Origin of the sequence: Serratia sp. root2 (assembly GCF_031931805.1) — a bacterium.
GTDB lineage: Bacteria > Pseudomonadota > Gammaproteobacteria > Enterobacterales > Enterobacteriaceae > Serratia > Serratia inhibens.
Genome location: NZ_JAUJXB010000001.1, coordinates 1,529,763 through 1,553,672 on the forward strand (window position 1 = coordinate 1,529,763; position 23,910 = coordinate 1,553,672).

Below are 23,910 nucleotides of genomic sequence, written 5' to 3' on the forward strand. Positions count from 1 at the left end.
GATTACATCAGGCCTTTTTTCTGCAGTTCGGTTTTAAAGTTGTCGCGGGTGATCAGCACCACGTCGGTCACTTCGGTAAATTTCTGCGGTTCCACACCCTTCTCTACCCAGTCGTGCAGCATCTGAATGCTTTTGTAGCCGTGAATGTCGGGGCTTGGCAGCAGCGACCCGTAGAAACCGGTAGCCTGCGCCTTGGACAGTTCGCTGACCGCGTCCACACCGTTGATGCCGATGCCGATCACGTTCGGTGCCTTGAAGCCCTGGCCTTCGGTTGCGCGCACGCCGCCCAGTACGGTGTTGTCGTTCATGCCGACAATCAGCCAGTTTTTCACTTCAGGATGTTGCACCAGCATCGAGTTGGCGGCGTCGAACGCCCCAGGAATATCGTTGGACTTGGTCGGTACCGAGTAGATTTGTTTTTCCGGGAAGCCGGCCGCTTTCAACGCGGCAATCGAACCGCCGGTGCGGCGACGGGCGGTATCCAGCTCATCGGCGGTGATCGCCATCACGGCGCTGTCCGCCGGTTTCCAGCCGCGTTTGTTCATCTCTTTCCACAGCTCCTGGCCCTGTCGCTCACCGATTTTGGTGGCCGCCATCATCACCAGCGGCACGCTGTCCATAGGTTTGCCTTTGGCGGTGACGAACTGATCGTCCACGGCGATCACTTTCAGGTTGTAACTGCGCGCCTTGGCGACGATCGCCGAGCCGAGTTTCGGATCCGGCGTGCAGATGACAAAACCCTTGGCTCCGCTGGCCGCCAGACTGTCGATGGCGTTAAGGGTTTTTTCCCCGTCCGGCACCGCGATTTTAATCACTTCAAAACCGAGATCCTTACCGGCCTTGTCGGCAAATTTCCATTCGGTCTGGAACCAGGGTTCCTCTGGCTGCTTGACCAAAAAGCCCAGCTTCATGGTCTCGGCGACAGCCGAATGTGACATAACGGCCGCCAGCCCCAGTGCCGCCAGCGCCTTAGTGAATTTATGCATGATGTTCTCCGCAGTTTTGTTCTCTTCGGCGAATAAATTTGCTCACCGTGAAAACGTTATCATTAGGGTGCCTGTTGTCGGCGTGACGCTTGTTTTCGCGGCATCGACCAACACCAGCTGTAAGACGGCTTAAGTTTTAGCGGGTATTTGTTGCCAAAATGTAGAGCGCTATCACATCCGTGGAATACAGCAGATATGTGCATATATTTAGCGAATTCCGCCAAGCATCAACTTATGACAACCGTCACAAAATCACTGTGCGAAGCAGAAAAGTGCATACTTCCAGCTAATGGCTCCTCACCTGCCCACCGCTCCGGCTCCTATGGTTGTCACAGCGTATTAACACATCAGGAGTCAACATCATGACGGCAGGCGCTATTGCCCTGGGATTGGACTTCGGCAGCGATTCGGTGCGGGTATTGGCGGTTGACTGCCATAACGGCCAGGAATTGGATACCGAAGTGGTTTACTACCCTCGCTGGCAACGCGGCGAATTCTGCAACGCAGCAGAGAACCGATTCCGCCACCATCCACTCGACTATATAGAAGCCATGGAGCAGGCGATCGTCAGCCTGGTGCAGCGAATGCCCCCGCAACAACGGCTGCAGGTGATCGGCATCGGGGTCGATTCGACCGGCTCCACGCCTGCGCCCATTGACGCGCAGGGCAAGGTGCTGGCGCTGCGGCCGGAGTTTGCCGACAACCCGAACGCCATGTTTGTGCTGTGGAAAGATCACACCGCCATCGAGGAAGCCGACGCCATCAACCGGCTTTGCCGCAGCGGCGATTTCCCCGATTATTCTCGCTATATCGGCGGTGTTTATTCATCCGAATGGTTCTGGGCCAAGATCCTGCACGTTTCGCGTCAGGACGCCGGAGTGCGCCAGGCCGCCGCCTCCTGGGTGGAGCTGTGCGACTGGGTGCCGGCGCTGCTGTCCGGTACCACCGCTCCACAACGTTTGAAACGTGGACGCTGCAGCGTCGGGCATAAAACGCTGTGGCACCCCGACTGGGGCGGCCTGCCGCCGAAAGCGTTCTTCGCCGCGCTCGATCCGTTGTTGGTCGAAGATCTGCCCTGGCCTTTGTTTGAAGATTCCCACACTGCCGATTTGCCGGTCGGCACGCTCACCGCCGAGTGGGCCGCACGCCTCGGGCTGTCTGAGAGCGTGGTGCTGTCCGGCGGCGCATTCGACTGCCATATGGGGGCGGTAGGCGCCGGGGCGCAACCCTATACCCTGGTGAAGGTGATTGGCACCTCCACCTGCGACATCCTGATCGCCGATCGCCAGCGGGTCGACGGGCGCGCCATCGAAGGCATCTGCGGCCAGGTCGACGGCAGCGTGGTGCCGGAACTGATAGGCCTTGAGGCCGGGCAATCGGCCTTTGGCGATATGTATGCCTGGTTCAGCCGTTTGCTGAGTTGGCCGTTGCATGAAGCGGCGAAAAACCACCCCGAACTGCAACCTCAGTTGACACAGATTGAAGCCGGCCTGCTGGCCGCGCTAACCGAATCCTGGGCCAACAATCCGTCGCTGGATCACCTGCCGGTGGTGCTGGACTGGTTTAACGGCCGCCGCACTCCCTACGCCAACCAGCGCCTGAAAGGCGTGATTACCGATCTGAACCTCGGCACCGATGCGCCGACGCTGTTCGGCGGATTTATTGCCGCCACCGCCTTTGGCGCCCGCGCCATCATGGAGTGCTTCGAACAGCAGGACATCCCGGTAGATAACGTGCTGGCCATGGGCGGTATTGCGCGTAAATCACCGACGATCATGCAGGCCTGCGCCGACGTGATGAACCGCCCGCTACAGATTGTCGCCTCCGATCAATGCTGCGCGCTCGGCGCGGCAATCTTCGCCGCCGTGGCCGCCGGCCATTTCAGCAGCGTGCCCGAAGCGCAGCGCCAAATGGCCTGCGGCATCGAACGCACGCTGCAGCCGGATCCGCAGCGTGTCGCCCGCTATCAACAGCTTTATCAACGTTATCAGCAATGGTGCCTGGCCGCCGAGCCGCGTTACGCCCCTGGCGCAGACTCGCCATGCTGAATTTCGATACCCGACACTAACCCCCAGGAGTCTCTGATGGATGCATTTAAGCAGCATGAAGTCTGGTTCGCCATCGGCAGCCAGCACCTGTACGGCCCGCAAACCCTGCAACAGGTCAAGGCGCACGCCGAACAGGTAGTGGAAAGTCTCAACCGCGAGGCAGGATTGCCGGTAAAACTGGTGCTGAAACCGCTGGTCACCACGCCGGATGAAATTACCGCCCTGTGCCGCGACGCCAACTATCGTCAGGAATGCATCGGCATCCTGACCTGGTTGCACACCTTCTCGCCGGCCAAAATGTGGATCGCCGGGCTGTCGATCCTCAACAAACCCTTGCTGCAATTCCATACCCAGTTCAATGCCCAGGTGCCCTGGGACAGCATGGATATGGACTTTATGAACCTGAACCAGACCGCCCACGGCGGCCGTGAGTTCGGCTTTATCGGTGCCCGCATGCGCCAACAGCACAGCGTGGTTGCCGGCCATTGGCAGGATCCTGAAGCACACCGCCGCATTGCCCAGTGGATGCGCGCCGCCGCCGCCAAACAGGCGAGCCGGCAGCTGAAAGTGGCGCGTTTTGGTGACAACATGCGCGAAGTGGCGGTGACCGAGGGTGATAAGGTCGGCGCGCAGATCCAGTTCGGCTACTCGGTCAATGCCTATGGTATCGGCGATTTGGTCAGCGTGATCAATGAGGTCAGCCGCGGCGATGTGGACACCCTGATTGAAGAGTACGAAGCCAGCTATGTGCTGAGCGACGCGGCGAAAATCAACGGTGAAAAGCGCGAGAACCTGATCGACGCGGCACGCATCGAGCTGGGGATGAAACGCTTTCTGGAACAGGGCAATTTCCAGGCCTTTACCACCAACTTTGAAGACCTGCACGGCATGAAGCAGTTGCCAGGGCTGGCGGTGCAACGTCTGATGCAACAGGGCTACGGCTTTGGCGGCGAAGGCGACTGGAAGACCGCCGCACTGCTGCGCATCCTGAAAGTGATGGCCGATGGGCTGAACGGCGGTACCTCGTTTATGGAGGATTACACTTATCACTTCCAGCCGGGCAACGATCTGGTGGTCGGTTCGCACATGCTGGAGGTGTGCCCCTCAATCGCCAAAGAAAGCAAACCGCTGCTGGACATTCAACCGCTCGGCATCGGCGGCAAGGCGGATCCGGCGCGACTGATTTTCTCCACCCCGGCCGGCCCGGCGGTTAACGCCAGCCTGATCGACATGGGCGACCGTTTCCGTCTGCTGGTCAATCAGGTGGATACCGTGGAACAGCCGCACCCGCTGCCCAAGCTGCCGGTAGCACGCGCCATCTGGCGGGCTCAGCCGACGCTGGCCACCGCCGCAGAAGCCTGGATCCTGGCCGGCGGCGCGCACCACACCGTGTTCTCCCAGGCGCTGGACGCAGACCAACTGCGGCTGTACGCCGAGATGCACAACATCGAGTTCTTGTTGATCGATAACGCCACCGCTCTGCCGGCGTTCAAAAACGAAATCCGCTGGAACGAAGCCTACTATCAGCTTAACCGCCGTTAATCTGTCGGCAGCCGGGGGGAAAACCGGCTGCCGGTAGCCAAACGTGCTGCCCTTGCCCCCAGATCCCGACCATCCGCTTGATATTGATGACTAACCCCCTATTACCCGCTAAGCTATGCGGCTTCATGTCTTACCCAGGAAGCCGTTTATGTCTCAAGCTGAATACACCCGTATTGGCGGTTGGTTGCTGGCCCCGATGGCCTATATGATTGTCACCCTGCTTAGCGCCAGCCTGATGATGCTCCTGTATGGCATGGCGATTTTCATGCCGGAATCGCGCGAATATCTGCTGACCAACGCCCAGGCATTTACCCTGCAATGGTATTTTTCGGTGCTGACCACGCTGGCGATGTGGTGCTTTACTTTGTGGCTGCTGTGGCTGTTTTGTCAGCGCTCGCAGCGTTTCCCCAAGCTGTTTTTGGTATGGCTATTGATCACCGTGCTGCTGGCGATAAAAGCCTTCGCCTTTGCGCCGGTGCCGGACGAGTTGGCAGTGCGCAGTCTGGGTTGGCCGCTGCTGATGGCAGCGCTGCTGGTCCCCTATATGAAGCGTTCGCAACGGGTAAAAGGCACCTTTACCGAGCGCTGAATCCCGTTGTAGCACGTTTTATGCGGATAATTGTGTAAATTTTCGCCAAAAAAGGGCAAAAAGAGCAATAACCCTGCTATCCCTATGTTGTCGTTACGCCGCCAATTCCCGATAATAGGCGGCTTTTATTTTTTTAGGCATCGCAATGACCGAATACCTGCTCCTGTTTGTCGGCACCGTCCTGGTGAATAACTTCGTTTTGGTGAAGTTTCTTGGCCTGTGCCCGTTCCTTGGCGTATCCAAGAAGCTGGAAAGCGCCATCGGCATGGGGATGGCCACCACCTTCGTCATGACGCTGGCCTCCGTCAGCGCCTGGGTGATCAACACCTTTATCCTGGTTCCGCTGGATCTGGTGTACCTGCGCACGCTGTCATTTATTCTGGTGATCGCCGTTGTGGTGCAATTTACCGAGATGGTGGTGCGCAAAACCAGCCCGGCGTTGTATCGCCTGCTGGGCATCTTCCTGCCGCTGATCACCACCAACTGCGCCGTGCTTGGCGTAGCCTTACTTAACGTCAATCTCGGCTACAACTTCCTGCAATCGGCAGTGTACGGCTTTAGCGCCGCGGCCGGCTTCTCGTTGGTGATGGTGTTGTTCGCCGCCATTCGCGAACGGCTGGCGGTCGCCGACGTACCTGCGCCGTTCCGCGGTTCTTCCATCGCGCTGATCACCGCCGGGCTGATGTCGCTGGCCTTTATGGGCTTTACCGGGCTGGTGAAATTCTAATGACGGCGTTATGGATTGCTATCGCTGCGCTTAGCGCCCTCGGCCTGTTGTTCGGCCTGGTGCTGGGCTTTGCCGCCCGCCGCTTTGAAGTGGAAGAAGATCCGGTGGCCGAACAGGTCGACGAGATCCTGCCGCAGAGCCAATGCGGCCAGTGCGGTTACCCCGGCTGTCGCCCTTATGCCGAAGCCGTCGCCAACGGCGAGATGATCAACAAATGCGCGCCGGGCGGCGAGCAGGTGATGCTGAAACTGGCGGAACTGCTTAACGTCGAGCCGCAACCGCTGGGTAGCGAAGCCGCCGTCGAGCCGGTGCGCCAGGTGGCCTATATTGATGAAGCCAATTGCATCGGCTGCACCAAGTGCATTCAGGCCTGCCCGGTGGATGCCATCGTCGGTGCCACTCGCGCCATGCACACCGTAATTACCGATCTCTGTACCGGCTGTGACCTGTGCGTTGCGCCGTGCCCTACCGATTGTATTGAAATGAAACCGGTCGCCACCACCACTGCCAACTGGAAGTGGGATATGAAGACGATTCCGGTGCAAGTGATCCACGTGGAGCAACATGCTTAATCTGTTCGCCGCCTTCAAAAAAGACCGGATTTGGGATTTCGACGGCGGGATCCATCCACCGGAAATGAAGACTCAGTCCAGCGGGACGCCGCTGCGCACCGCTCCGTTGGCCGAGCGCTTTATTATTCCCCTGCAACAGCATCTTGGGCCGGAAGGCGAGCTGTGCGTCAACGTCGGCGACCGGGTGTTGAAAGGCCAACCTTTGACCGTTGGCCGAGGCCGTACGGTGCCGGTACACGCACCGACCTCCGGCATCGTCAGTGCCATCAAGCCGCATATCACAGCCCATCCTTCCGGGTTGGCTGAGCTGTGCGTGACTATCCAGGCGGACGGCGAAGACCGTTGGTGCGAACGTGCGCCGGTGGCGGACTACCGCCAACTGGCGGCGCAGGAGCTGCTGCAACGCATTCATCAGGCCGGCATCGCCGGGCTGGGTGGCGCCGGTTTCCCGACCGCCAGCAAACTGCAGGGCGGCATGAGCGGCGTGGAAACGCTGATCCTCAACGCAGCCGAATGCGAGCCTTATATCACCGCCGACGACCGTCTGATGCGCGAACACGCCGACCAGATTATCGAAGGCACGCAGATTTTGCGTCACCTGCTGCAACCCAAGGTTACGCTGATTGGCATCGAAGACAACAAGCCGGAAGCGATCGATGCACTGAAGCTGGCGCTGCGCGATCAACCGGGCATCGCCCTGCGGGTGATCCCGACCAAATACCCTTCCGGCGGCGCCAAACAGCTCACCAAGATCCTGCTCGGCAAGGAAGTGCCGCACGGCAAGCACTCTTCCGCCATCGGCGTGCTGATGCAAAACGTCGGCACCGCTTTCGCCATTAAGCGCGCCATTGTCGACGGCGAACCGCTGATCGAGCGCGTGGTGACCCTGACCGGCGATGCGCTTAGCCAGCCGGGCAACCTGTGGGCACGCATCGGCACGCCGGTGCAGCATCTGTTGAATTTTGCCGGCTTCCAGCCGCAGGCACAGCAAATGGTGGTGATGGGCGGCCCGCTGATGGGCTTTACCCTGCCCGCCCTTAACGTACCCATCGTTAAAATCAGCAACTGCATTTTGGCTCCGTCGGTCAGCGAAATGGCACCGCAGGAGCCTGAACAGTCCTGTATCCGCTGCGGTCTGTGTGTCGATGCCTGCCCGGCAGGCTTGCTGCCGCAACAGCTTTACTGGTTCAGCCGCGGCGAAGAACACGAAAAAGCCCGCAATCATAATCTGTTCGATTGCATTGAATGCGGCGCCTGCGCCTTTGTCTGCCCAAGCAATATCCCGTTGGTGCAGTACTACCGCCAGGAAAAGGCCGAGATCAAAGCCATCGATCAGGAAGCCGCGCGCACCGCCGAAGCCAAGGCGCGTTATGAAGCCAAGCTGGCGCGACTGGAGCGCGAAAAACTGGCGCGTGAAGAACGCCACAAAAAAGCCGCGGTCAAGTTGACCGATGACGATCAGGATGCCGTTCAGGCCGCTCTGGCGCGCGTACGCAGTAAAAATGCCGCGCCGGCGACCGGCACGGTGAGCGGTGATGCCCCAGACAACAGCGAGATGATTGCCGCCCGCGAAGCCCGCAAGGCGCAGGCACGCGAACGTCGCGCTCAGTTGGAGACGACAACCGCTCCAGATGCGGCAACGGTCGCCGAAGGTGAAGACCCGCGTAAAGCGGCGGTTGCCGCCGCGCTGGCACGGGTAAAAGCCAAAAAAGCCGCGCAGCAGGCTGGTGGTGAAACGCCTGTCGATACTGCGCCGGCCGAACCGGCAACGGCGGTGACGGAAGAAGATCCGCGCAAGGCGGCGGTCGCGGCGGCCATCGCCCGCGCCAAAGCCAAAAAAGCCGCGCAGCAGGCTGGTGGTGAAACGCCTGTCGACGCCGCGCCGGCCGAACCGGCAGCGGCGGTGACGGAGGAAGATCCGCACAAGGCGGCGGTCGCAGCGGCTATTGCCCGCGTCAAAGCCAAAAAAGCTGCGCAGCAGACTGGTGGTGAAACGCCTGTCGACACCGTGCCGGCCGAACCGGCAGCGGCGGTGACGGAGGAAGATCCGCGCAAGGCGGCGGTCGCGGCGGCCATCGCCCGCGTCAAAGCCAAAAAGGCCGCGCAGCAGGCTGGTGGTGAAACGCCTGTCGACGCCGCGCCGGCCGAACCGGCAGCGGCGGTGACGGAGGAAGATCCGCGCAAGGCGGCGGTCGCGGCGGCCATCGCCCGCGTCAAAGCCAAAAAGGCCGCGCAGAGTCTGGCTACGGCCGAGACGGAAAGAGAGTAACGGAGAAAGCGCCTTGCAGAACGCAAGGCGCTTTAGGCTGTGTCCCTTGATGGAACTGCGAACGCACCAAAGATCATTAAGGGACGCAGCCTAATCAATAGAAATCAGATAGGTATAATCGACGTCGATCTGACGCATCTTCGAGTCCTGATTCCATTCTTTGGTTTGAATAATTTCCATTTCTACGCTGCCCTGCACCTCATGACGCAGCCCCGGCATTACGTGGGTCACCAGATAAGCGAAGAACTGCAAACACTCTTTCGCCGTACCCAAATGGTTGATAGAAATATACTCTCGGCCAGGAATATGAATATTGTCGATCTGATGCCCCGAAAGAATATCCTTTTTGTTCTCCGCCTCCACCGCCATCACGTGAGTGGATGAGCACTGCTTGTCATCACGGTTACGGGCGGAGTGGATGCTGTATACCCGACGACAGTCCACATTCAGCCCGCGGAAGAAATCGGTGAAAATCTCGTCCTTCATCGCCATGCAAGAAGCATGTTCGATTTCCGTTTCGGCGGCAAAATCCAGCTGGCGCGAGAAGCCAACCAGTTGCATATCCGGCAGCGTTACACGTTTCACCTCCGGATAGTAATCGGCCGCGAAACTGGCGTCGAAACTGAAACGCGGCATCAGGTTCTTCACATCCCATTTGTCCATCGAGCGATAACGGTTGGGCGTGGTGTCGAAACGCTGTTTGAACATGCGCGTAAAGGTCTGCTGGGAATCAAAGCCCAATTCGTCTGAGATATCGATGATCGAACGGTGGGTAATGCGTAACGCTACTGCGGCACGCGTCAGAATGCGTGAACGGATATAGGTGGCGAGTTGAATGCCGGTGATACGCTTGAATTTGCGCTGCAGGTGCCATTTGGAATAGCCGGAAATGCGCGCGACTTCGTCCAGGTTTGGCCGTTTCTCCAGATGTATCTCAACCCACTCAATTAATTCTTCAATAAAAAATACATCTTCATTAGTCATTATTATGCATTCACTAACTTAATAATACTCGGGATAATAACTCACATGGATTATGTAAAAGTTGTTATTTTGTGCGAAAAAATGTACCAAAAATAACATATAAATCCTGTGGTTGTGGCCTGACTCCGGCCCGCGGCGCCAACAGTTTGGCTACGGCATGCCCAAGCTAGCGCAGTTTTACCGCGAAAAAAAATCCGATCGCGCCACAGGCCGGTTAAACCACAGCGCAACCCGTGCTAAAAGCCTAATAGCCCTACAATTAAGACGTATTACCCTTTCAGTGATTGAGGTAGAATGCAGCGCTGTTATTTTCCCTGCGCCTCCGCTGTGAGGCGCGTAGAACCTGCCGATGCACGGCAAAGATAGGTGTAGTGATTCTATGAAGTTCAGGCCGGTACAACAAACAGCCGCCAAAGGCTTGCACATCGCCAGTTCCCCTTTCACCCATAACCAGCAAAGCACCAGTCGCATCATGCTGTGGGTCATGCTGGCTTGCATTCCGGGCATGGCGGCACAGGTGTGGTTTTTCGGCTACGGCAACCTGATCCAAACCGCGCTGGCGATGATCGTCGCACTGCTGGCGGAAGGCGCTATCCTCGCTCTGCGCAAATTGCCGGTACGCACCCGGCTGGCGGACAACTCAGCGCTGCTGACCGCGCTGCTGCTCGGTATCAGCCTGCCGCCGCTGGCTCCCTGGTGGATGATTGTTATCGGCACCTTCTTTGCCATCGTTATCGCCAAACAGCTTTACGGCGGCCTGGGGCAAAACCCCTTCAATCCGGCCATGGTCGGTTACGTGGTGCTGCTGATCGCCTTCCCGGTGCAGATGACCAGTTGGCTGCCGCCGGATGAACTGCGCGCCACCGCCCTGTCGTTACAGGATACCCTGCTGGCTATTTTCAGCGGCCATACCACGCAGGGCGCCACTATCCACGAACTGCAAATGGGTATTGACGGCATCAGCCAGGCGACTCCTCTGGACGGTTTCAAAACCGGTCTGCGCAGCGGTCATAGCGTCGAGCAGATGCTGCAACAACCGCTGTTCGGCGGCACGCTTGCCGGCATCGGTTGGCAGTGGATCAACCTCGGCTTCCTGGCGGGTGGCCTGTTTATGCTGGCGCGCCGTCTGATTCACTGGCAGATCCCGTTCAGCATGCTGGCGACCATCGCCTTCTGTTCCGGCCTGACATGGTGGCTTGATCCCGCGCAGCAGGCATCGCCGCTGATCCACCTGTTCTCCGGCGCCAGCATGTTGGGCGCGTTCTTTATCGCCACCGACCCGGTCAGCGCCTCCACCACCCCGAAAGGCCGCCTGATTTACGGCGCGCTGATTGGCGTGCTGGTGTGGTTGATCCGCGTTTATGGCGGCTACCCGGACGGCGTGGCCTTTGCCGTGCTGCTGGCCAATATTACCGTGCCGTTGATCGACCACTACACGCAACCGCGCGTGTACGGTCATCGCTAAGGAGCCATGATGCTGAATTCAATGAGAAAGCATGGCACCACGCTGGCGGTGTTCGCCGCAGTGACGACCGGTTTGACCGCCGTGGTGCACAGCCTGACGCAGAAAACCATCGCTCATCAGGCGGAACTGCAGCAAAAAGCGCTGCTCGATCAAGTGGTGCCGCCGGAAAACTACGATAACAACATGCAGACCGAATGCTTCCTGGTCAGCGACCCGGCGCTGGGCAACGGCGCCCCGCACCGCCTGTATCTGGCGCGCAAGAACGGCCAGCCAACGGCGGCGGCACTGGAAACCACCGCACCGGATGGGTATTCCGGCGCCATTCAGCTGTTGGTCGGCGCCGATTTCAGCGGCACCGTGCTCGGTACCCGGGTTATCGAACACCACGAAACCCCGGGGCTGGGAGACAAGATTGAGCTGCGCATTTCGAACTGGATTTCGTTCTTCAGCGGCAAGAAAATTGAAGGCGCGGACGACAAGCGTTGGGCAGTGAAGAAGGACGGCGGCATGTTCGATCAATTCACCGGCGCCACCATCACGCCGCGTGCGGTAGTCAACGCCGTTCGTCGCACGGCATTGTATATGGAAACGCTGCCGCCTAAACTCGATACCTTACCTGCCTGCGGAGCCAGCGAATGAGTGAAGCAAAAGAGTTGATTGTCCAGGGGCTGTGGAAGAACAACTCCGCCCTGGTGCAATTATTGGGGATGTGCCCGCTGCTGGCCGTCACCTCCACCATTACCAATGCCCTGGGGCTGGGGCTGGCGACCACGCTGGTGCTGACGCTGACGAACGGCTCCATTTCGGCGGTGCGTCGCTGGGTGCCAAGTGAAGTGCGTATTCCGATTTACGTCATGATCATCGCAGCGGTAGTGAGTATCGTGCAGATGCTGATCAACGCCTACGCCTTCGGCCTTTACCAGTCGCTGGGGATTTTTATTCCGCTGATCGTCACCAACTGCATCGTGGTCGGCCGCGCCGAAGCGGTAGCGGCTAAAAAACCGATCGGCCTGTCGGCACTGGACGGCCTGGCTATCGGCCTGGGTGCCACCGGCGTCATGGTGACCCTGGGAGCGATGCGCGAGCTGCTCGGCAACGGTACCCTGTTCGACGGCGCAGATATGCTGCTGGGAAGCTGGGCCAAGGTGCTGCGCATTGAAGTAGTGCATTTCGACAGCCCGTTCCTGTTGGCCATGCTGCCGCCTGGTGCCTTTATTGGCCTGGGCCTGCTGTTGGCAGTGAAATACCTGATTGATGAACGGATGAAGGCGCGCACCGCCAAAGCGTTAGTGGCCGAACCGATGCGGGAACAAGGACAAGCAGAGAAAGCGTAATGAATAAACTCAAACGCCTGGAAATTCTGACCCGGCTGCGTGACAACAATCCGCAGCCGACCACCGAACTGGTCTACACCACGCCGTTCGAGTTGTTGATTTCAGTACTGCTTTCCGCACAGGCCACCGACGTCAGCGTCAACAAGGCTACCGCCAAGCTTTATCCGGTGGCCAATACCCCTGCAGCGTTGCTGGCGTTGGGCGTCGACGGCGTCAAAAGTTACATCAAGACCATAGGCCTGTTTAACAGTAAGGCCGAGAACGTCATCAAAACCTGCCGCATGCTGCTTGAACTGCACGACGGCGAAGTGCCGGAAGATCGCGCCGCGCTGGAGGCTTTGCCCGGCGTTGGCCGCAAGACCGCCAACGTGGTGCTCAACACCGCCTTTGGCTGGCCGACCATTGCGGTAGATACCCATATCTTTCGCGTCTGTAATCGCACGAACTTCGCGCCGGGCAAAAACGTTGATCAGGTCGAAGAGAAGTTGCTGAAGGTGGTACCTGGCGAGTTCAAGGTCGATTGCCACCACTGGTTTATCCTGCACGGCCGTTATACCTGCATCGCACGCAAACCCCGCTGCGGTTCGTGCATCATTGAAGATTTATGCGAGTTTAAAGAGAAAGTTTACCCCGAGGCTTAGCCCAGGTCACACAACGTCCGAGATCGCCTCTGGCGGTCATTTACGCGCACCGCAAGACATATCCTCTGAAGTTTGCCGGGCCAAATCGCTGGCCTGTAAACAGCTCCACACTCAAATGGCCCATCGCTTTGGGCCACGTCCCATAAATCAACCCTCGACGTTGCAGCCGCTCGAACTCGAGCTTGCCTGCCCTTATCTCCGGTCTTGAACAAGGCTCCTGACGCTGCTGTCTGTTGCAGATATAACATTCTGCACGCGCTACCCTGCGTGCACCACTTGCTCCTGCTACCACCCTATTTTTTATCAGAAATGTGATGCCGAGCAGCAGTAACCTTGGTGATTTCGTGGATTTCAGTGAAAAACTCACCCCGATGTTATTTTCAAGCAAAAATTTAGTCGAAAATTGTGGTATCAATCACGCTTTCACGATCACATTCCCGTCACAAACGTCAGCATCACTCCCTTGAATTTCTATAATTTTACAAAACACCAATTACTCACAACAATAAAGCGGCTTGGCAACCACAGACATTGATATCAACCAATAAAATGCAAAATAGCAGAATATATCCCTAATTAAATTCCGTATAGCTTTTAATCAAAACAAAACTTCGTCAAAACAAATCAAGGCAAAAGTTCATGCTGCGTAATATTTGCAACATGGTTGTTTCACAACGCGAACGTTATATGTAACAGAGTATGACAAACGGCTTGCCTCGTTGACAAAGATAGTGAACATTAACCGCCGTCATCCCATCCTATAACAACGCAGAAGGATGCAGTCCTGCATCACCTTTTGCAATTTCTCGTCTCTCAGAGGCGGGGCAGTGAAAAATCAGAGGTACCAGTGTCAACTGCAAACAACAACAGCAAACACCCTGAAAGCGTCAGTCTTAACGCCTTCAAACAGCCCAAGGCGTTCTACCTGATCTTCTCGATCGAACTGTGGGAACGTTTCGGTTATTACGGCCTGCAAGGCATCATGGCGGTTTATCTGGTCAAAATGCTTGGCCTGAGCGAAGCCGACTCAATTACCCTGTTCTCGTCCTTCAGCGCCCTGGTGTATGGCTTCGTTGCCATCGGCGGCTGGCTGGGGGATAAAGTGCTGGGCTCCAAGCGCGTAATCGTGCTGGGCGCGCTGGTGCTGGCCGTCGGTTATGCCATGGTGGCCTACTCCGGCCATGAAATCTTCTGGGTCTACCTGGGCATGGCGACCATCGCCGTGGGCAGCGGCCTGTTCAAGGCGAACCCGTCCTCCCTGCTGTCGACCTGCTATGAGAAAGACGATCCGCGTCTGGACGGTGCATTTACCATGTACTATATGTCCGTCAATATCGGTTCTTTCCTGTCGATGCTGGCGACCCCGTGGCTGGCGGCGAAATATGGCTGGAGCGTCGCGTTCTCACTGAGCGTGGTGGGCATGCTGATCACCCTGGTCAACTTTATGGTGTGCCACAAATGGGTGAAACAGCACGGCTCCAAACCGGACTTTAAACCGCTGCAGGTCAAGAAGCTGCTGATGGTGCTGGTTGGCGTCGTGGCGCTGGTCGCCCTGTCAAGCTGGCTGCTGCACAACCAGATCATTGCCCGTTGGGCGCTGGCGATTATCTCCCTGGGTATTGTTGTCGTGTTCGCAAAGGAAGCCTTTACGCTGCATGGCGCAGCGCGCCGCAAGATGATCGTTGCCTTTCTGCTGATGCTGGAAGCGGTGGTGTTCTTCGTGCTGTATGCCCAGATGCCGACCTCGCTGAACTTCTTCGCCATCCACAACGTCGAGCACAGTATCCTCGGCGTGGCATTTGAACCTGAACAGTATCAGGCGCTGAATCCGTTCTGGATCATGCTGGCCAGCCCAATTTTGGCGGCACTGTACAACAAGATGGGTGACCGTCTGCCAATGCCGCACAAGTTCGCCTTCGGCATGATCCTGTGCTCTGGCGCCTTCCTGGTACTGCCGTGGGGCGCCAGCTTCGCCAACGAACAGGGTATCGTTTCGGTTAACTGGTTGATCCTGAGCTATGCGCTGCAAAGCATCGGTGAACTGATGATCTCCGGCCTGGGTCTGGCCATGGTGGCGCAACTGGTGCCGCAGCGCTTGATGGGCTTTATCATGGGGTCCTGGTTCCTGACCACCGCCGCCGCCGCGCTGATTGCCGGCAAGGTCGCCGGATTGACCGCCGTACCAAGCGACATCAACGATGCGCACGCTTCACTGGCTATCTACAGCCACGTGTTTATGCAAATTGGCATCGCCACCGCCGTCATAGCCATTCTGATGATGCTGACCGCGCCGAAGCTGTACCGTATGACGCTGGACACCGCAGAAGATACCCATAAGAAAGCGCAGGCCGCTGCAGCGGTTAACTGATAACGGTTTCAGACAGACAAAAAACGGGGCGTATCAACACGCCCCGTTTTTTATTTCAGCCTCTCTCTTCTCAACCCGGCGACTTGCCGCTCAGGGTAGCCCACATGAATTCGCTGACCAACGCGCTGTGGAAGGCCGCCTGTTTCTTGTCGGCCGCCGCGCTGTGCCCGCCCTCGGTATTCTCGTAAAAATACGCCTGCTGATAGCCCATTTGCTGCATGCGCGCCGCCATTTTGCGGGCGTGCGACGGATTGACCCGATCGTCGCTGGTGGCGGTGTAAAACAGCACCGGCGGGTATGGCACATCCGCTTTGATATTGTGATAAGGCGAGAAGGTTTTGATGTACGCCCATTCCTCCGTTTTGGCCGGATCGCCATATTCGGCAATCCAGGAAGCACCGGCGGAAAGCTGGGTATAACGCTGCATGTCCAGCAATGGCACCTCGCAAACGATGCAGCCGAACAGCTGCGGGTATAGCGTCAGCATGTTACCCACCAGCAGCCCACCGTTACTGCCGCCACGCGCGCCCAAACGCTGTGACGACGTCACTTTCCGCGCAATCAGATCCTGCGCCACCGCGGCAAAATCCTCATAAGCGCGATGGCGGTTCTGCTTAAGCGCCGCCTGGTGCCAGGCCGGCCCATATTCCCCGCCGCCGCGAATATTCGCCACCACATACACCCCACCGCGCTCCAGCCAGGCCGGTGCCTTGCTGCCCATATAACCCGGCAGCAGCGACACTTCAAAACCGCCATAACCGTACAGCAGCGTTGGGTTGCTGCCGTCCAGCTTGATGCCTTTGGCCGAAATCTGGAAATACGGCACGCGGGTGCCGTCACGGGAAGCGGCAAAATGCTGGCTGACCTGATAACCGTCGGCGTCAAAGTCCTGCGGCCCCTGCTTGAGCAGCTCTGCCTCGCCGCCGTCGAGACTCCCCAGGTACAGCGACGTCGGCTGCAGGAACCCGCCAATGGTCAGGAAATAATCGTTGGTTTCATCGTCAATCCCCCCGGCGGAAATGGTGCTGATGGCGCCCGGCTTGCCGAGCGGCCTGCGCTGCCAGCTTTTGCCTTGCGGCGTCAGCACTTCCAGCCGGTTCACCACGTTATCCATGATGCTGAGGATCAGGTGGTCGCGCGTGCCGCTATAACCGCTCAGCGCCGCCTGCGCGGTCGGCGTGAATAACACCGTCAGTTCGCGTTTACCCGCCAGATAATCATCGAAATGGGCCGCGAGCAGCGAACCTGAAGGATAGCGCGCGCCGCCCACCTCCCAGTCGCTGCTCGGTTTGATCAATAGCCATTCACGATGCGTGCTGAACTCTGCGTCGGCGGGAATATCGATTTTGATTTGCCGATCCTGCGCAGTCAGCACAAAGGTTTCACGGCGGTAGAAATCCAGGCTGCGCCCCACGTAGTTGCGCTCAAACCCCGGCGTATGGTCGTGATAGGCAAACACGGCCATGTCCTGCGGTTGCGCCTCATACAGCGTTTGGGCGGCGCTCAGCGGCGTGCCGCGCTGCCAACGTTTGGCGATGCGCGCGTAACCGGATTGGGTCATCGAACCTGCGCCAAAGTCGGTGGCGACAAACAAGGTATCTTTATCAATCCACGACGCCTGGCTTTTCGCCACCGGCAACGCGAAGCCGTTTTTCACGAACGCTTTGCTGACCAGATCAAACTCGCGTATTTCGGTGGCGTCGCCGCCGTCCGGCGACAATTCCACCAGGCAATAACGATACTCCGGCGGTAACGGCTCGGAACCGTGGAACACCCAGTCTTTGCCCTCCGCCTTGCCGAGCGCATCGATATCCAGCACCGTTTCCCAGGCCGGCTTGGCCTTGCGATACTCCTGCAGCGTGGTACGCCGCCATAGTCCACGCGGATTGGTTTGATCCTGCCAGAAGTTGTAGTAGTAATCGCCGCGCTTGGCGACCCACGGAATTTGGCTGTCTTTGTTCAGGATGTCCAGCACCTGTTTTTCCAACTGCTGGAAGCCTTCGCCCTGAGCGAAACGCGCAGTGGTACGCTGGTTTTCCTGCTTCACCCATGCCTGCGCGGCCTTGCCCTGCAGCTCTTCCAGCCACAGCAACTCATCGGTGGCACTGGCGCCGCCCTCCGCCGCCATCGCCAGGCGGACACTGTTCGGTAATGAAGTCATCGCGAATACGGCTCCTGCAGTTTGTGCACTGAGTTTAATAAACTGGCGTCGATTGCTAACCGGCAAAATCAAGTTCTCCTTCCTGGATAAATAAGACTCATTTTCAACAAGGTAGATCGTTGACGCAACGGAGTCAAAGCCTGCGCCCGTACCGTTGAGTCAAAATTTAGGATAGTGGATCAGATCGTGAATGCGCACCGTCTCCTGGCTGGCGTTGCGGTAAGCATGTGGCCGATCGGCCTGAAAGCGCATCGCCTCGCCTTCGGCCAGGCTGTGCCACTGACCGTCGACCGCCAGTTCCAGTTGGCCGCTGATGACGATCACATGTTCAATGACGCCCGATTCGTGCGCCGACGATTCGCTGAGCGCCCCCGGCGCCAGATCGATGACGAACATGTCAAAACCCAATTGCCGGTCAAACGGAAACAGCGGCACCACCCGCATATCGGCGTTGTACTGATTGAACACCGGCGCATCGCCGTAACGATGCAGCGTGGTCTGCTCTTGCAACGGCGAGATCTCCAAAAAAGCGGAAAACGCCACGTTAAATCCGGTGGCGATTTTCCACAGCGTCGCCACCGTTGGGCTGGATTCGCCACGTTCTATCTGCCCCAGCATCGCCTTGCTGACGCCGGTATTCTCAGCCGCCTGAGCCAGGCTCCAGCCGCGCTGCGCACGCAGCGATTTCAATGTTTGCGCCAGATGGCCGGACAGTTCCTGCATGATTCCTCCTGCTGAATTCCGGCTGATTATAGCCACTTGTACGCTATAACGCACGGTGCTATGCTCATTCATCATCGTGCGCTATAACGCACAATCACAGCCGGAGTCTGCCATGCGTCCTGCCATCTCCTTGCGCCATTTGACCCTGCCCGCCGTTATGGCCGGGTTTGTAGCGGTATTGGTAGGCTACACCAGTTCCGCCGCCATTATCTTTCAGGCCGCGGCGGCCGCCGGCGCCACGCCATTGCAGATCGGCGGCTGGCTGAGCATGCTTGGACTGGGGATGGGCGTGACCTCGCTTGGGCTTTCGTTGTATTACCGCACGCCGATCCTGACCGCCTGGTCGACTCCCGGCGCGGCACTGCTGGTCACCAGCCTGCCCGGTACGCCGATCAACGAAGCGATTGGCGTGTTTATCTTCGCCTCCGGTTTGATCCTGCTGTGCGGCGTCACCGGGCTGTTCGCCCGGCTGATGGACTTTATTCCGCAGGCCATCTCGGCGGCGATGCTGGCGGGGATCCTGCTGCGCTTCGGCCTGGACGCTTTTGCCTCTCTGCAGGTAAATTTTGTGCTCAGCGCCGGGATGGGACTGGCGTATCTGGTGAGCCGCCGCTATCTGGCGCGTTATGCGATTGTGCTGACGTTGCTGGTCGGGCTGGCCATTGCGGCGTTGCAGGGCACCATTCATCTTTCTCGGCAACCGCTGGCTTTCGCCGTGCCGGAATTTATTGCGCCGCATTTCACCTGGTCGACGCTGCTTGGTATTGGCGTGCCGTTCTTTGTGGTGACCATGGCGTCACAAAACGCCCCCGGCATCGCTACGCTGAAGGCCGCAGGCTATAGCGTCCCTACTTCACCCCTGATCAGCTGGACAGCGCTGACCGCACTGCTGCTGGCACCGTTCGGCGGGTTCTCCGTTTGCATCGCCGCCATTACCGCCGCCATTTGCATGGGGCCGGACGTGCATCCCGACCCACAGCGCCGTTATATGGGCGCCGTGGCCGCCGGGGTGTTTTATCTGTTCGCCGGGCTGTTTGGCGGCGCTATCGGCATGTTGTTCAGCGCGTTGCCGACGGCGCTGATCCACACCATTGCCGGGCTGGCACTGCTCGGCACTATCGCCGGCAGTTTGCAACGCGCGCTGCAGGATGAAAAACAGCGCGATGCCGCTCTCATCGCCTTCCTGATCACCGCCTCCGGCGTGACGTTACTCGGCGTCGGTTCTGCATTTTGGGGAATTATCGGCGGTGCGATCGCGCATCTCATTTTGTCGCTGCCGCGGCGCACAATAGATTAATCCAGGCGTAATTCTTTTCCGCTTCAGCGATCTTCTGCTTAACTGTCAAAGGGGCGATTATTGCCCCGCTTTGGATCCGTTAAGGGAGTCGCTATGCCATCTTCCGAGCTGATTGATCTGATTCAGCGTATCGATTCCGCCTATCGCCAGTGGACGGGCGGCGGCCTGCCTGGGCCGCAGGCCGCTACTGCCGACCAGCATTTTCTCTGGCTGCACCAACAGGCACCGTACAGCCTGTTGGCTCACGGAGGCGGCGTGGACCCGGTTTTTATCTACGCCAATCATTGTGCGCAGCAGTGTTTCGGTTATTCCTTCGATGAATTTATTGCGCTGCCTTCGCGATTGAGCGCCTCGCCGGTAGATCGCGCGGAACGCCAGCAATTGCTGGATAAGACCACCAGCCAAGGCATCGCGCAGGGATATCAAGGCCTGCGAGTCGATAAATTTGGCAACGCCTTCACTATTTATGATTGCGCAGTATGGCAGATCCCGGGTGGGGGTCAGGCCGCACTGTTCTGGCCACAGCCGAAACGCCGCCCAGGCTGGTTTAACCACCGGAGAACGTGCACGGTGCAAAACGATAAAGGTTGATGCGTATAGCTTCGGCAGGCTTAGAGGCTTTTACCACCACAGTCGATCATTAAGTAACATTGTCATGATGGAGCATATGGCTTATGAATGATAACGCCGCGCTGTTAGCCCAGCGACTGATCCGCAATATCGAAGATGTTGAAAAAAATCACGATCGCCGCCCGCCGTTGTATGACAGCGTCGGCGCCCGTTTAGGTACCGGCACCGCTGCCAATAAGCTGGGCGCGTCCATCGACGTGGTGGCACCAGGCATGCGTTCCTGCCCTTATCATTTTCACTATGCGCAGGAAGAAATGTTTATCGTGCTGGAGGGAAACGGGACGCTACGGGTCGCCGGTGAGCAATTGCCGATCAAAAGCGGTGACGTTATTTTTATCCCGCCCGGCCCGGAGTACCCGCACCAAATCATCAACACTTCTGCGCTACCGCTGAAATATCTTTCCGTCAGCACCCGTGAGCAGCCTGAACTGGTGGAATATCCGGACTCAGGCAAGTTTCAGGCAACAGCCCAGCGCGGCAATGGCCAACAGGTGCACTATCTGCAACGCCCTTCAGCGTCGCTCGATTATTGGGAGGGTGAACCCTGAGTCCCCATCCGGCAGGGGCAGGCCCAACGCGCGCGCGGCCTGCTCCGCCACCCGAAAATCGATATCCGCCGCTTCGCCGTCTTCCATAAACCAGGCTGCGGACAGCCCCGCCCAGGCGAGGATCCATTGCAGCAAACGCTGGCGTTCCAAGCCAGCCAATTGGCAGACCTGCTCCACGCGGCGCTGGAAAATATCCGGATCGGTGGCAATGCCGTAATTGGGGTTGCAGAAGATATTGGCGTAGTCGAAGGCGCGTTCGCCGTAGAGGCGTTTGGGATCGATCACCAGCCAACCGCGCTCGCCGAAATCCAGCACGTTGTCGTGATGAATATCGCCGTGCAGCACGCTCTGTTCCCGCGGGCTGGTCAGCAGATCCGCCGCCGCCGTCGCGCTGAGCCGCAGCATGCCGCCGTGGGCTTGCGCCGCCGGCCATAACGAGTTGAACCACAGGTGCAGCGGAATAAGCTCCGGCAAGGGCTGCGAACGCGGCGCATGCAAGCGGGCAACCACCTGGCAAAGAATGGCCGTCGCCTGCCTATCGTCGCCGTCGCGCACCATTTGCGCCAGCGATCGGTTGCCCTCGGCACGCTCCAGCAGGATGCCGTCCTCGTGCCAGGCCAGCACTCGCGCAGCGCCTTCACCCTGCCACCAGCACATCAGTAACCCGCCGAACTTTTCTTCCTGTTCGCGGGCGATTTTCAGCATGGCGGCAGCACCCTGATAACGCACCGGCATCAGCAGGCTGCTGTGAGTTTCAAATGCGTTGCCGTCAGGTTCCAACTGCCAGCGTTGCACATAGGGAATAAAGGCCGGATTCATTGCGGTCAGGCGTCCTTATTGATGGCAATCACGGTGAAAAATGGGCGCCGGTGATACTATTAGACATCAACAGTTCCCGGCGTATTCCCGGTGTTAATTGCAGTATCCTAACCAAGTTTGCCTATTTTTTTAATTAATCTTGCGGGGTTTTTATCATGACGTCATTGAAGCGCATCAATTATCCGCACTTGCCTGCGCCGGGCGGGCCTTATGTCCACGCGGTACGTCACGGCGATACGCTGTATGTCTCAGGGCTAACGGCTTTCGCCACCGAAGCTCAGGGGCAAACGGCGCAGCAGCAGACGCAGGCCATTCTGGAACAGTTGGCAACCATTACCGCCGCCGAAGGCACCAACCTCAAAGCGCTGATTAAAATCACCGTATTTTTAACCGACATCGGCGATCTGCAGGCAATTCGGCCCGTGCTGTTTGATTATTTTGACGGTGCGCTGCCGGCCTGTTCGCTGGTCGCGGTCAACGCACTGTTCTCGCCACAGGTTAGCGTGGAGATCGACGCCGTCGCAGCGCTGTGACATTGGGCGCTATAACGCGCCCTCATCCAGCTCGCACGGGCCGACTTTGAACCAGGCCTTCACGATCTTGCCCTGTTCGACTTCATAAATGGCGATCACGTCCATTTTGCCGCGCCCCTGCGGGAAATTGCGCGTAACCACTTCCTGATCGATCACCATGCTGCCCAGCGCCATGCGTTTGACCCGCTCACCATACAGGCTTGGTTCCCTGAAGCGCGCAATATGGCGTTCGCGGATTTCCGCCTTGCCGCTGGCCAGCAGCGTATCGGGGTGTTCGTAATACTGCGCGTCTTCCGCCCAGTGCGCCATAAAAGCGTCAATATCGCGGGCGTTATAGGCATCAAGCTGCTGCTGAACCACCTCTTCCGGGCGTAGCGTTTTGTTGTTCATAATATCCCCTGTTCGTAGTGAACCTGACTATGACAGCGTGGCGATTTCATCAACCCGATGATGAAAGACATAAGGGTCGGAAATTAAAGCGAAGGCTTCATCGTCCCGATAAGTGACTGCTACCTGATAATCCTCACCGGCGAAGCGTTTTATCGCCGCCAGAGACTCCCAATAGGTGGCCAGAAAGAAGTGCGCATACTGGCCCTGGATCTCTTGTCGAACAAAAGCACCAAGATTTCCAGCCGTAGCTTCAGCATGCTGCAGCCCTGTGACAGTTAAATGATCGGCAAATCCTTGCTGATGCTGTAGCGGCACACACCCGTGCCAGGTTCTGACTATCATCGCACCCCCAAAAATGAATAAAAAAACACAAATACTGAATAGATAACGTATCATGTTTTAGCGTTTATTCACTACCCCGTGCGCAGATTTTCAGCGAAGGAATGCCAGCGGGAAAAACAGCGGCGCGGCACGCGTTAACCTTTGCCGCCATCAGGAATATTCTGGTAATTTATCACCAAGAGAATTATTACCCGCGGAAAGTTATGCAGCAAAAACCGGTTATGCACGAAGCCAGACAGTTAAAGCGACTCAACGCAGCCACGCGGCGGCAATCCCATATGTACAAATGGATTGCCTTTATCGCGGCGATGGATGCTGTATTGGTGTTTTGCTATGACCGAGATATGCGCAACATTACCTTTTCAGGCGCAGTCGCGCTGGTGTGCGGCTATTTGTGGATCCGCGATCGCAACAAGGCTCGCGGTTACCGGCGAGAATACGATCGTAAATACGGCAAGCACAGCGGCCTTTAGTCCTGCATGGCTTCCAGCACTTTAGCGCTGTCCACGATTTGCACGAACTTGACGATTTTCCCCTCGCGCAACTGATAAATATGCGCAAAGGATGCCGTGAACGATTTGCCGGTCGCGCCATAGGTGCCATGATAGAACCCTTGGGCGATCACGTTTTCGCCGGCATCATAGAAGTGTTCAACGTCAGCGCGGTAGCCTTGCCATTCTGCCCCCAAGCGCTGATGAACATTTTTAAAAATGGCCTGCGGCCCAACGTAGGTACCGGCATAAGGAAAGCCTGCCGCTTCGGTCCATTCTGCATCGGGCGCCAACGCCGCCAGCAGGTTACGACCGTTCTCTTCGGCACTGCCGCCCTCATAGGTCGCGCGAACGATTTCCAGATTCGTTGGCATGTCTTTTCTCCTGTGGCTTTAACGGGATATCCCGGCCATGCCCCGCAGACACAGGCTAACACCAGGCGGGGATGACC

The 23,910-nt window shown here is 57.9% G+C and carries 24 protein-coding genes; 16 read left to right on the top strand and 8 right to left on the bottom strand.

What is annotated here, in order from left to right:
- Positions 1–2: 2 nt before the first annotated feature.
- Positions 3–986, bottom strand: a complete 984-nt coding sequence (locus QZQ97_RS06825) for an arabinose ABC transporter substrate-binding protein (protein WP_311992831.1) — start codon at positions 984–986, stop codon at positions 3–5.
- 362 nt (positions 987–1,348) lie between these two features.
- Between QZQ97_RS06825 and QZQ97_RS06830 the strand changes: the two genes are divergently transcribed.
- From QZQ97_RS06830 to rsxC, 6 genes are all read left to right on the top strand, one after another.
- Positions 1,349–3,034: a ribulokinase gene (locus QZQ97_RS06830; RefSeq protein ID WP_311992832.1), complete on the top strand. Its 1,686-nt coding sequence runs from the start codon at positions 1,349–1,351 to the stop codon at positions 3,032–3,034.
- Positions 3,035–3,070: 36 nt separating this feature from the next.
- Positions 3,071–4,576 carry an L-arabinose isomerase gene (gene araA / locus QZQ97_RS06835; RefSeq protein ID WP_020438950.1) on the top strand — a complete coding sequence of 502 codons (1,506 nt, stop codon included), beginning with the start codon at positions 3,071–3,073 and terminating at the stop codon, positions 4,574–4,576.
- A 148-nt stretch (positions 4,577–4,724) separates the two neighbouring features.
- Positions 4,725–5,165 (top strand): DUF2569 domain-containing protein, encoded by a 441-nt coding sequence (locus tag QZQ97_RS06840; protein WP_311992833.1) that lies wholly within the window; start codon positions 4,725–4,727, stop codon positions 5,163–5,165.
- 145 nt (positions 5,166–5,310) lie between these two features.
- A complete protein-coding gene (gene rsxA / locus QZQ97_RS06845; RefSeq protein WP_004938443.1) occupies positions 5,311–5,892 on the top strand; it encodes an electron transport complex subunit RsxA in 582 nt (193 codons plus the stop codon).
- Complete coding sequence (gene rsxB, locus QZQ97_RS06850; protein ID WP_311992834.1) at positions 5,892–6,464, top strand: electron transport complex subunit RsxB; 573 nt, start codon at positions 5,892–5,894, stop codon at positions 6,462–6,464. Before rsxA ends, rsxB begins: the two co-directional genes overlap by 1 nt.
- Positions 6,457–8,733 (top strand): electron transport complex subunit RsxC, encoded by a 2,277-nt coding sequence (gene rsxC, locus QZQ97_RS06855; RefSeq protein ID WP_311992835.1) that lies wholly within the window; start codon positions 6,457–6,459, stop codon positions 8,731–8,733. The genes rsxB and rsxC overlap by 8 nt, the downstream gene beginning before the upstream one ends.
- 90 nt (positions 8,734–8,823) lie before the next feature.
- On the opposite strand, the gene QZQ97_RS06860 is transcribed toward rsxC, so the two are convergent.
- Positions 8,824–9,717, bottom strand: coding sequence for a helix-turn-helix domain-containing protein (locus QZQ97_RS06860; protein WP_311992836.1), 894 nt, complete (start codon positions 9,715–9,717; stop codon positions 8,824–8,826).
- Positions 9,718–10,096: 379 nt separating this feature from the next.
- On the opposite strand from QZQ97_RS06860, the gene rsxD reads away from it, so the two are divergent.
- From rsxD to dtpA, 5 genes are all read left to right on the top strand, one after another.
- Positions 10,097–11,182, top strand: coding sequence for an electron transport complex subunit RsxD (rsxD, locus tag QZQ97_RS06865; RefSeq protein WP_311992837.1), 1,086 nt, complete (start codon positions 10,097–10,099; stop codon positions 11,180–11,182).
- A gap of 9 nt (positions 11,183–11,191) precedes the next feature.
- A complete protein-coding gene (gene rsxG / locus QZQ97_RS06870; protein ID WP_311993887.1) occupies positions 11,192–11,821 on the top strand; it encodes an electron transport complex subunit RsxG in 630 nt (209 codons plus the stop codon).
- Entirely contained in the window at positions 11,818–12,516 is a 699-nt protein-coding gene (locus tag QZQ97_RS06875; protein ID WP_311992838.1) for an electron transport complex subunit E, read from the top strand. The genes rsxG and QZQ97_RS06875 overlap by 4 nt, the downstream gene beginning before the upstream one ends.
- A complete protein-coding gene (gene nth / locus QZQ97_RS06880) occupies positions 12,516–13,157 on the top strand; it encodes an endonuclease III (RefSeq protein WP_311992839.1) in 642 nt (213 codons plus the stop codon). The genes QZQ97_RS06875 and nth overlap by 1 nt, the downstream gene beginning before the upstream one ends.
- Before the next feature lie 847 nt (positions 13,158–14,004).
- On the top strand, positions 14,005–15,525 hold the full coding sequence (gene dtpA / locus QZQ97_RS06885) for a dipeptide/tripeptide permease DtpA (protein WP_311992840.1): 1,521 nt from the start codon (positions 14,005–14,007) through the stop codon (positions 15,523–15,525).
- A gap of 70 nt (positions 15,526–15,595) precedes the next feature.
- Here dtpA and QZQ97_RS06890 read toward each other — a convergent pair whose 3' ends face one another.
- A complete protein-coding gene (locus QZQ97_RS06890; RefSeq protein ID WP_311992841.1) occupies positions 15,596–17,686 on the bottom strand; it encodes a prolyl oligopeptidase family serine peptidase in 2,091 nt (696 codons plus the stop codon).
- 159 nt (positions 17,687–17,845) lie between these two features.
- Complete coding sequence (locus tag QZQ97_RS06895) at positions 17,846–18,409, bottom strand: helix-turn-helix domain-containing protein (RefSeq protein WP_311992842.1); 564 nt, start codon at positions 18,407–18,409, stop codon at positions 17,846–17,848.
- A gap of 112 nt (positions 18,410–18,521) precedes the next feature.
- Here QZQ97_RS06895 and QZQ97_RS06900 point away from each other — a divergent pair, with 112 nt between their 5' ends.
- The 3 genes from QZQ97_RS06900 (at position 18,522) to QZQ97_RS06910 (ending at position 20,884) form a co-directional block, all read left to right on the top strand.
- Entirely contained in the window at positions 18,522–19,706 is a 1,185-nt protein-coding gene (locus QZQ97_RS06900; RefSeq protein WP_311992843.1) for a benzoate/H(+) symporter BenE family transporter, read from the top strand.
- A gap of 93 nt (positions 19,707–19,799) precedes the next feature.
- Complete coding sequence (locus QZQ97_RS06905) at positions 19,800–20,297, top strand: MEKHLA domain-containing protein (protein ID WP_311992844.1); 498 nt, start codon at positions 19,800–19,802, stop codon at positions 20,295–20,297.
- A gap of 83 nt (positions 20,298–20,380) precedes the next feature.
- Positions 20,381–20,884 (top strand): cupin domain-containing protein, encoded by a 504-nt coding sequence (locus tag QZQ97_RS06910; protein WP_311992845.1) that lies wholly within the window; start codon positions 20,381–20,383, stop codon positions 20,882–20,884.
- Here the strand turns inward: QZQ97_RS06910 and QZQ97_RS06915 are convergent.
- Positions 20,849–21,703 carry an aminoglycoside phosphotransferase family protein gene (locus tag QZQ97_RS06915; protein ID WP_311992846.1) on the bottom strand — a complete coding sequence of 285 codons (855 nt, stop codon included), beginning with the start codon at positions 21,701–21,703 and terminating at the stop codon, positions 20,849–20,851. The genes QZQ97_RS06910 and QZQ97_RS06915 overlap by 36 nt on opposite strands.
- Before the next feature lie 155 nt (positions 21,704–21,858).
- On the opposite strand from QZQ97_RS06915, the gene QZQ97_RS06920 reads away from it, so the two are divergent.
- A complete protein-coding gene (locus tag QZQ97_RS06920) occupies positions 21,859–22,236 on the top strand; it encodes a RidA family protein (RefSeq protein ID WP_311992847.1) in 378 nt (125 codons plus the stop codon).
- 9 nt (positions 22,237–22,245) lie between these two features.
- Here the strand turns inward: QZQ97_RS06920 and QZQ97_RS06925 are convergent, their stop codons facing one another.
- Positions 22,246–22,626, bottom strand: a complete 381-nt coding sequence (locus QZQ97_RS06925) for a nuclear transport factor 2 family protein (protein ID WP_311992848.1) — start codon at positions 22,624–22,626, stop codon at positions 22,246–22,248.
- Positions 22,627–22,653: 27 nt separating this feature from the next.
- Positions 22,654–22,968 carry a hypothetical protein gene (locus QZQ97_RS06930; protein WP_311992849.1) on the bottom strand — a complete coding sequence of 105 codons (315 nt, stop codon included), beginning with the start codon at positions 22,966–22,968 and terminating at the stop codon, positions 22,654–22,656.
- Positions 22,969–23,171: 203 nt separating this feature from the next.
- Here QZQ97_RS06930 and QZQ97_RS06935 point away from each other — a divergent pair, with 203 nt between their 5' ends.
- Positions 23,172–23,441 (top strand): hypothetical protein, encoded by a 270-nt coding sequence (locus QZQ97_RS06935; protein ID WP_062870668.1) that lies wholly within the window; start codon positions 23,172–23,174, stop codon positions 23,439–23,441.
- Here the strand turns inward: QZQ97_RS06935 and QZQ97_RS06940 are convergent.
- The gene (locus tag QZQ97_RS06940) at positions 23,438–23,833 is read right to left on the bottom strand and encodes a nuclear transport factor 2 family protein (protein WP_311992850.1); all 396 of its coding nucleotides are present in this window, start codon (positions 23,831–23,833) and stop codon (positions 23,438–23,440) included. The two genes, QZQ97_RS06935 and QZQ97_RS06940, sit on opposite strands and share 4 nt — an antisense overlap.
- Positions 23,834–23,910 lie beyond the last annotated feature (77 nt).

What these genes read in the sequence shown, in the direction of transcription:
- nth (WP_311992839.1), top strand. Translation starts at nt 12,516, where the DNA reads ATGAATAAACTCAAACGCCTGGAAATTCTGACCCGGCTGCGTGACAAC.
- QZQ97_RS06925 (WP_311992848.1), bottom strand. Translation starts at nt 22,626, where the DNA reads ATGAACAACAAAACGCTACGCCCGGAAGAGGTGGTTCAGCAGCAGCTT.
- QZQ97_RS06920 (WP_311992847.1), top strand. Translation starts at nt 21,859, where the DNA reads ATGACGTCATTGAAGCGCATCAATTATCCGCACTTGCCTGCGCCGGGC.
- QZQ97_RS06860 (WP_311992836.1), bottom strand. Translation starts at nt 9,717, where the DNA reads ATGACTAATGAAGATGTATTTTTTATTGAAGAATTAATTGAGTGGGTT.
- rsxB (WP_311992834.1), top strand. Translation starts at nt 5,892, where the DNA reads ATGACGGCGTTATGGATTGCTATCGCTGCGCTTAGCGCCCTCGGCCTG.
- rsxA (WP_004938443.1), top strand. Translation starts at nt 5,311, where the DNA reads ATGACCGAATACCTGCTCCTGTTTGTCGGCACCGTCCTGGTGAATAAC.
- QZQ97_RS06895 (WP_311992842.1), bottom strand. Translation starts at nt 18,409, where the DNA reads ATGCAGGAACTGTCCGGCCATCTGGCGCAAACATTGAAATCGCTGCGT.
- QZQ97_RS06840 (WP_311992833.1), top strand. Translation starts at nt 4,725, where the DNA reads ATGTCTCAAGCTGAATACACCCGTATTGGCGGTTGGTTGCTGGCCCCG.
- QZQ97_RS06930 (WP_311992849.1), bottom strand. Translation starts at nt 22,968, where the DNA reads ATGATAGTCAGAACCTGGCACGGGTGTGTGCCGCTACAGCATCAGCAA.
- QZQ97_RS06905 (WP_311992844.1), top strand. Translation starts at nt 19,800, where the DNA reads ATGCCATCTTCCGAGCTGATTGATCTGATTCAGCGTATCGATTCCGCC.
- QZQ97_RS06830 (WP_311992832.1), top strand. Translation starts at nt 1,349, where the DNA reads ATGACGGCAGGCGCTATTGCCCTGGGATTGGACTTCGGCAGCGATTCG.
- QZQ97_RS06890 (WP_311992841.1), bottom strand. Translation starts at nt 17,686, where the DNA reads ATGACTTCATTACCGAACAGTGTCCGCCTGGCGATGGCGGCGGAGGGC.
- rsxG (WP_311993887.1), top strand. Translation starts at nt 11,192, where the DNA reads ATGCTGAATTCAATGAGAAAGCATGGCACCACGCTGGCGGTGTTCGCC.
- rsxC (WP_311992835.1), top strand. Translation starts at nt 6,457, where the DNA reads ATGCTTAATCTGTTCGCCGCCTTCAAAAAAGACCGGATTTGGGATTTC.
- QZQ97_RS06825 (WP_311992831.1), bottom strand. Translation starts at nt 986, where the DNA reads ATGCATAAATTCACTAAGGCGCTGGCGGCACTGGGGCTGGCGGCCGTT.
- QZQ97_RS06935 (WP_062870668.1), top strand. Translation starts at nt 23,172, where the DNA reads ATGCAGCAAAAACCGGTTATGCACGAAGCCAGACAGTTAAAGCGACTC.
- QZQ97_RS06910 (WP_311992845.1), top strand. Translation starts at nt 20,381, where the DNA reads ATGAATGATAACGCCGCGCTGTTAGCCCAGCGACTGATCCGCAATATC.
- rsxD (WP_311992837.1), top strand. Translation starts at nt 10,097, where the DNA reads ATGAAGTTCAGGCCGGTACAACAAACAGCCGCCAAAGGCTTGCACATC.
- QZQ97_RS06900 (WP_311992843.1), top strand. Translation starts at nt 18,522, where the DNA reads ATGCGTCCTGCCATCTCCTTGCGCCATTTGACCCTGCCCGCCGTTATG.
- QZQ97_RS06915 (WP_311992846.1), bottom strand. Translation starts at nt 21,703, where the DNA reads ATGAATCCGGCCTTTATTCCCTATGTGCAACGCTGGCAGTTGGAACCT.
- araA (WP_020438950.1), top strand. Translation starts at nt 3,071, where the DNA reads ATGGATGCATTTAAGCAGCATGAAGTCTGGTTCGCCATCGGCAGCCAG.
- QZQ97_RS06875 (WP_311992838.1), top strand. Translation starts at nt 11,818, where the DNA reads ATGAGTGAAGCAAAAGAGTTGATTGTCCAGGGGCTGTGGAAGAACAAC.
- QZQ97_RS06940 (WP_311992850.1), bottom strand. Translation starts at nt 23,833, where the DNA reads ATGCCAACGAATCTGGAAATCGTTCGCGCGACCTATGAGGGCGGCAGT.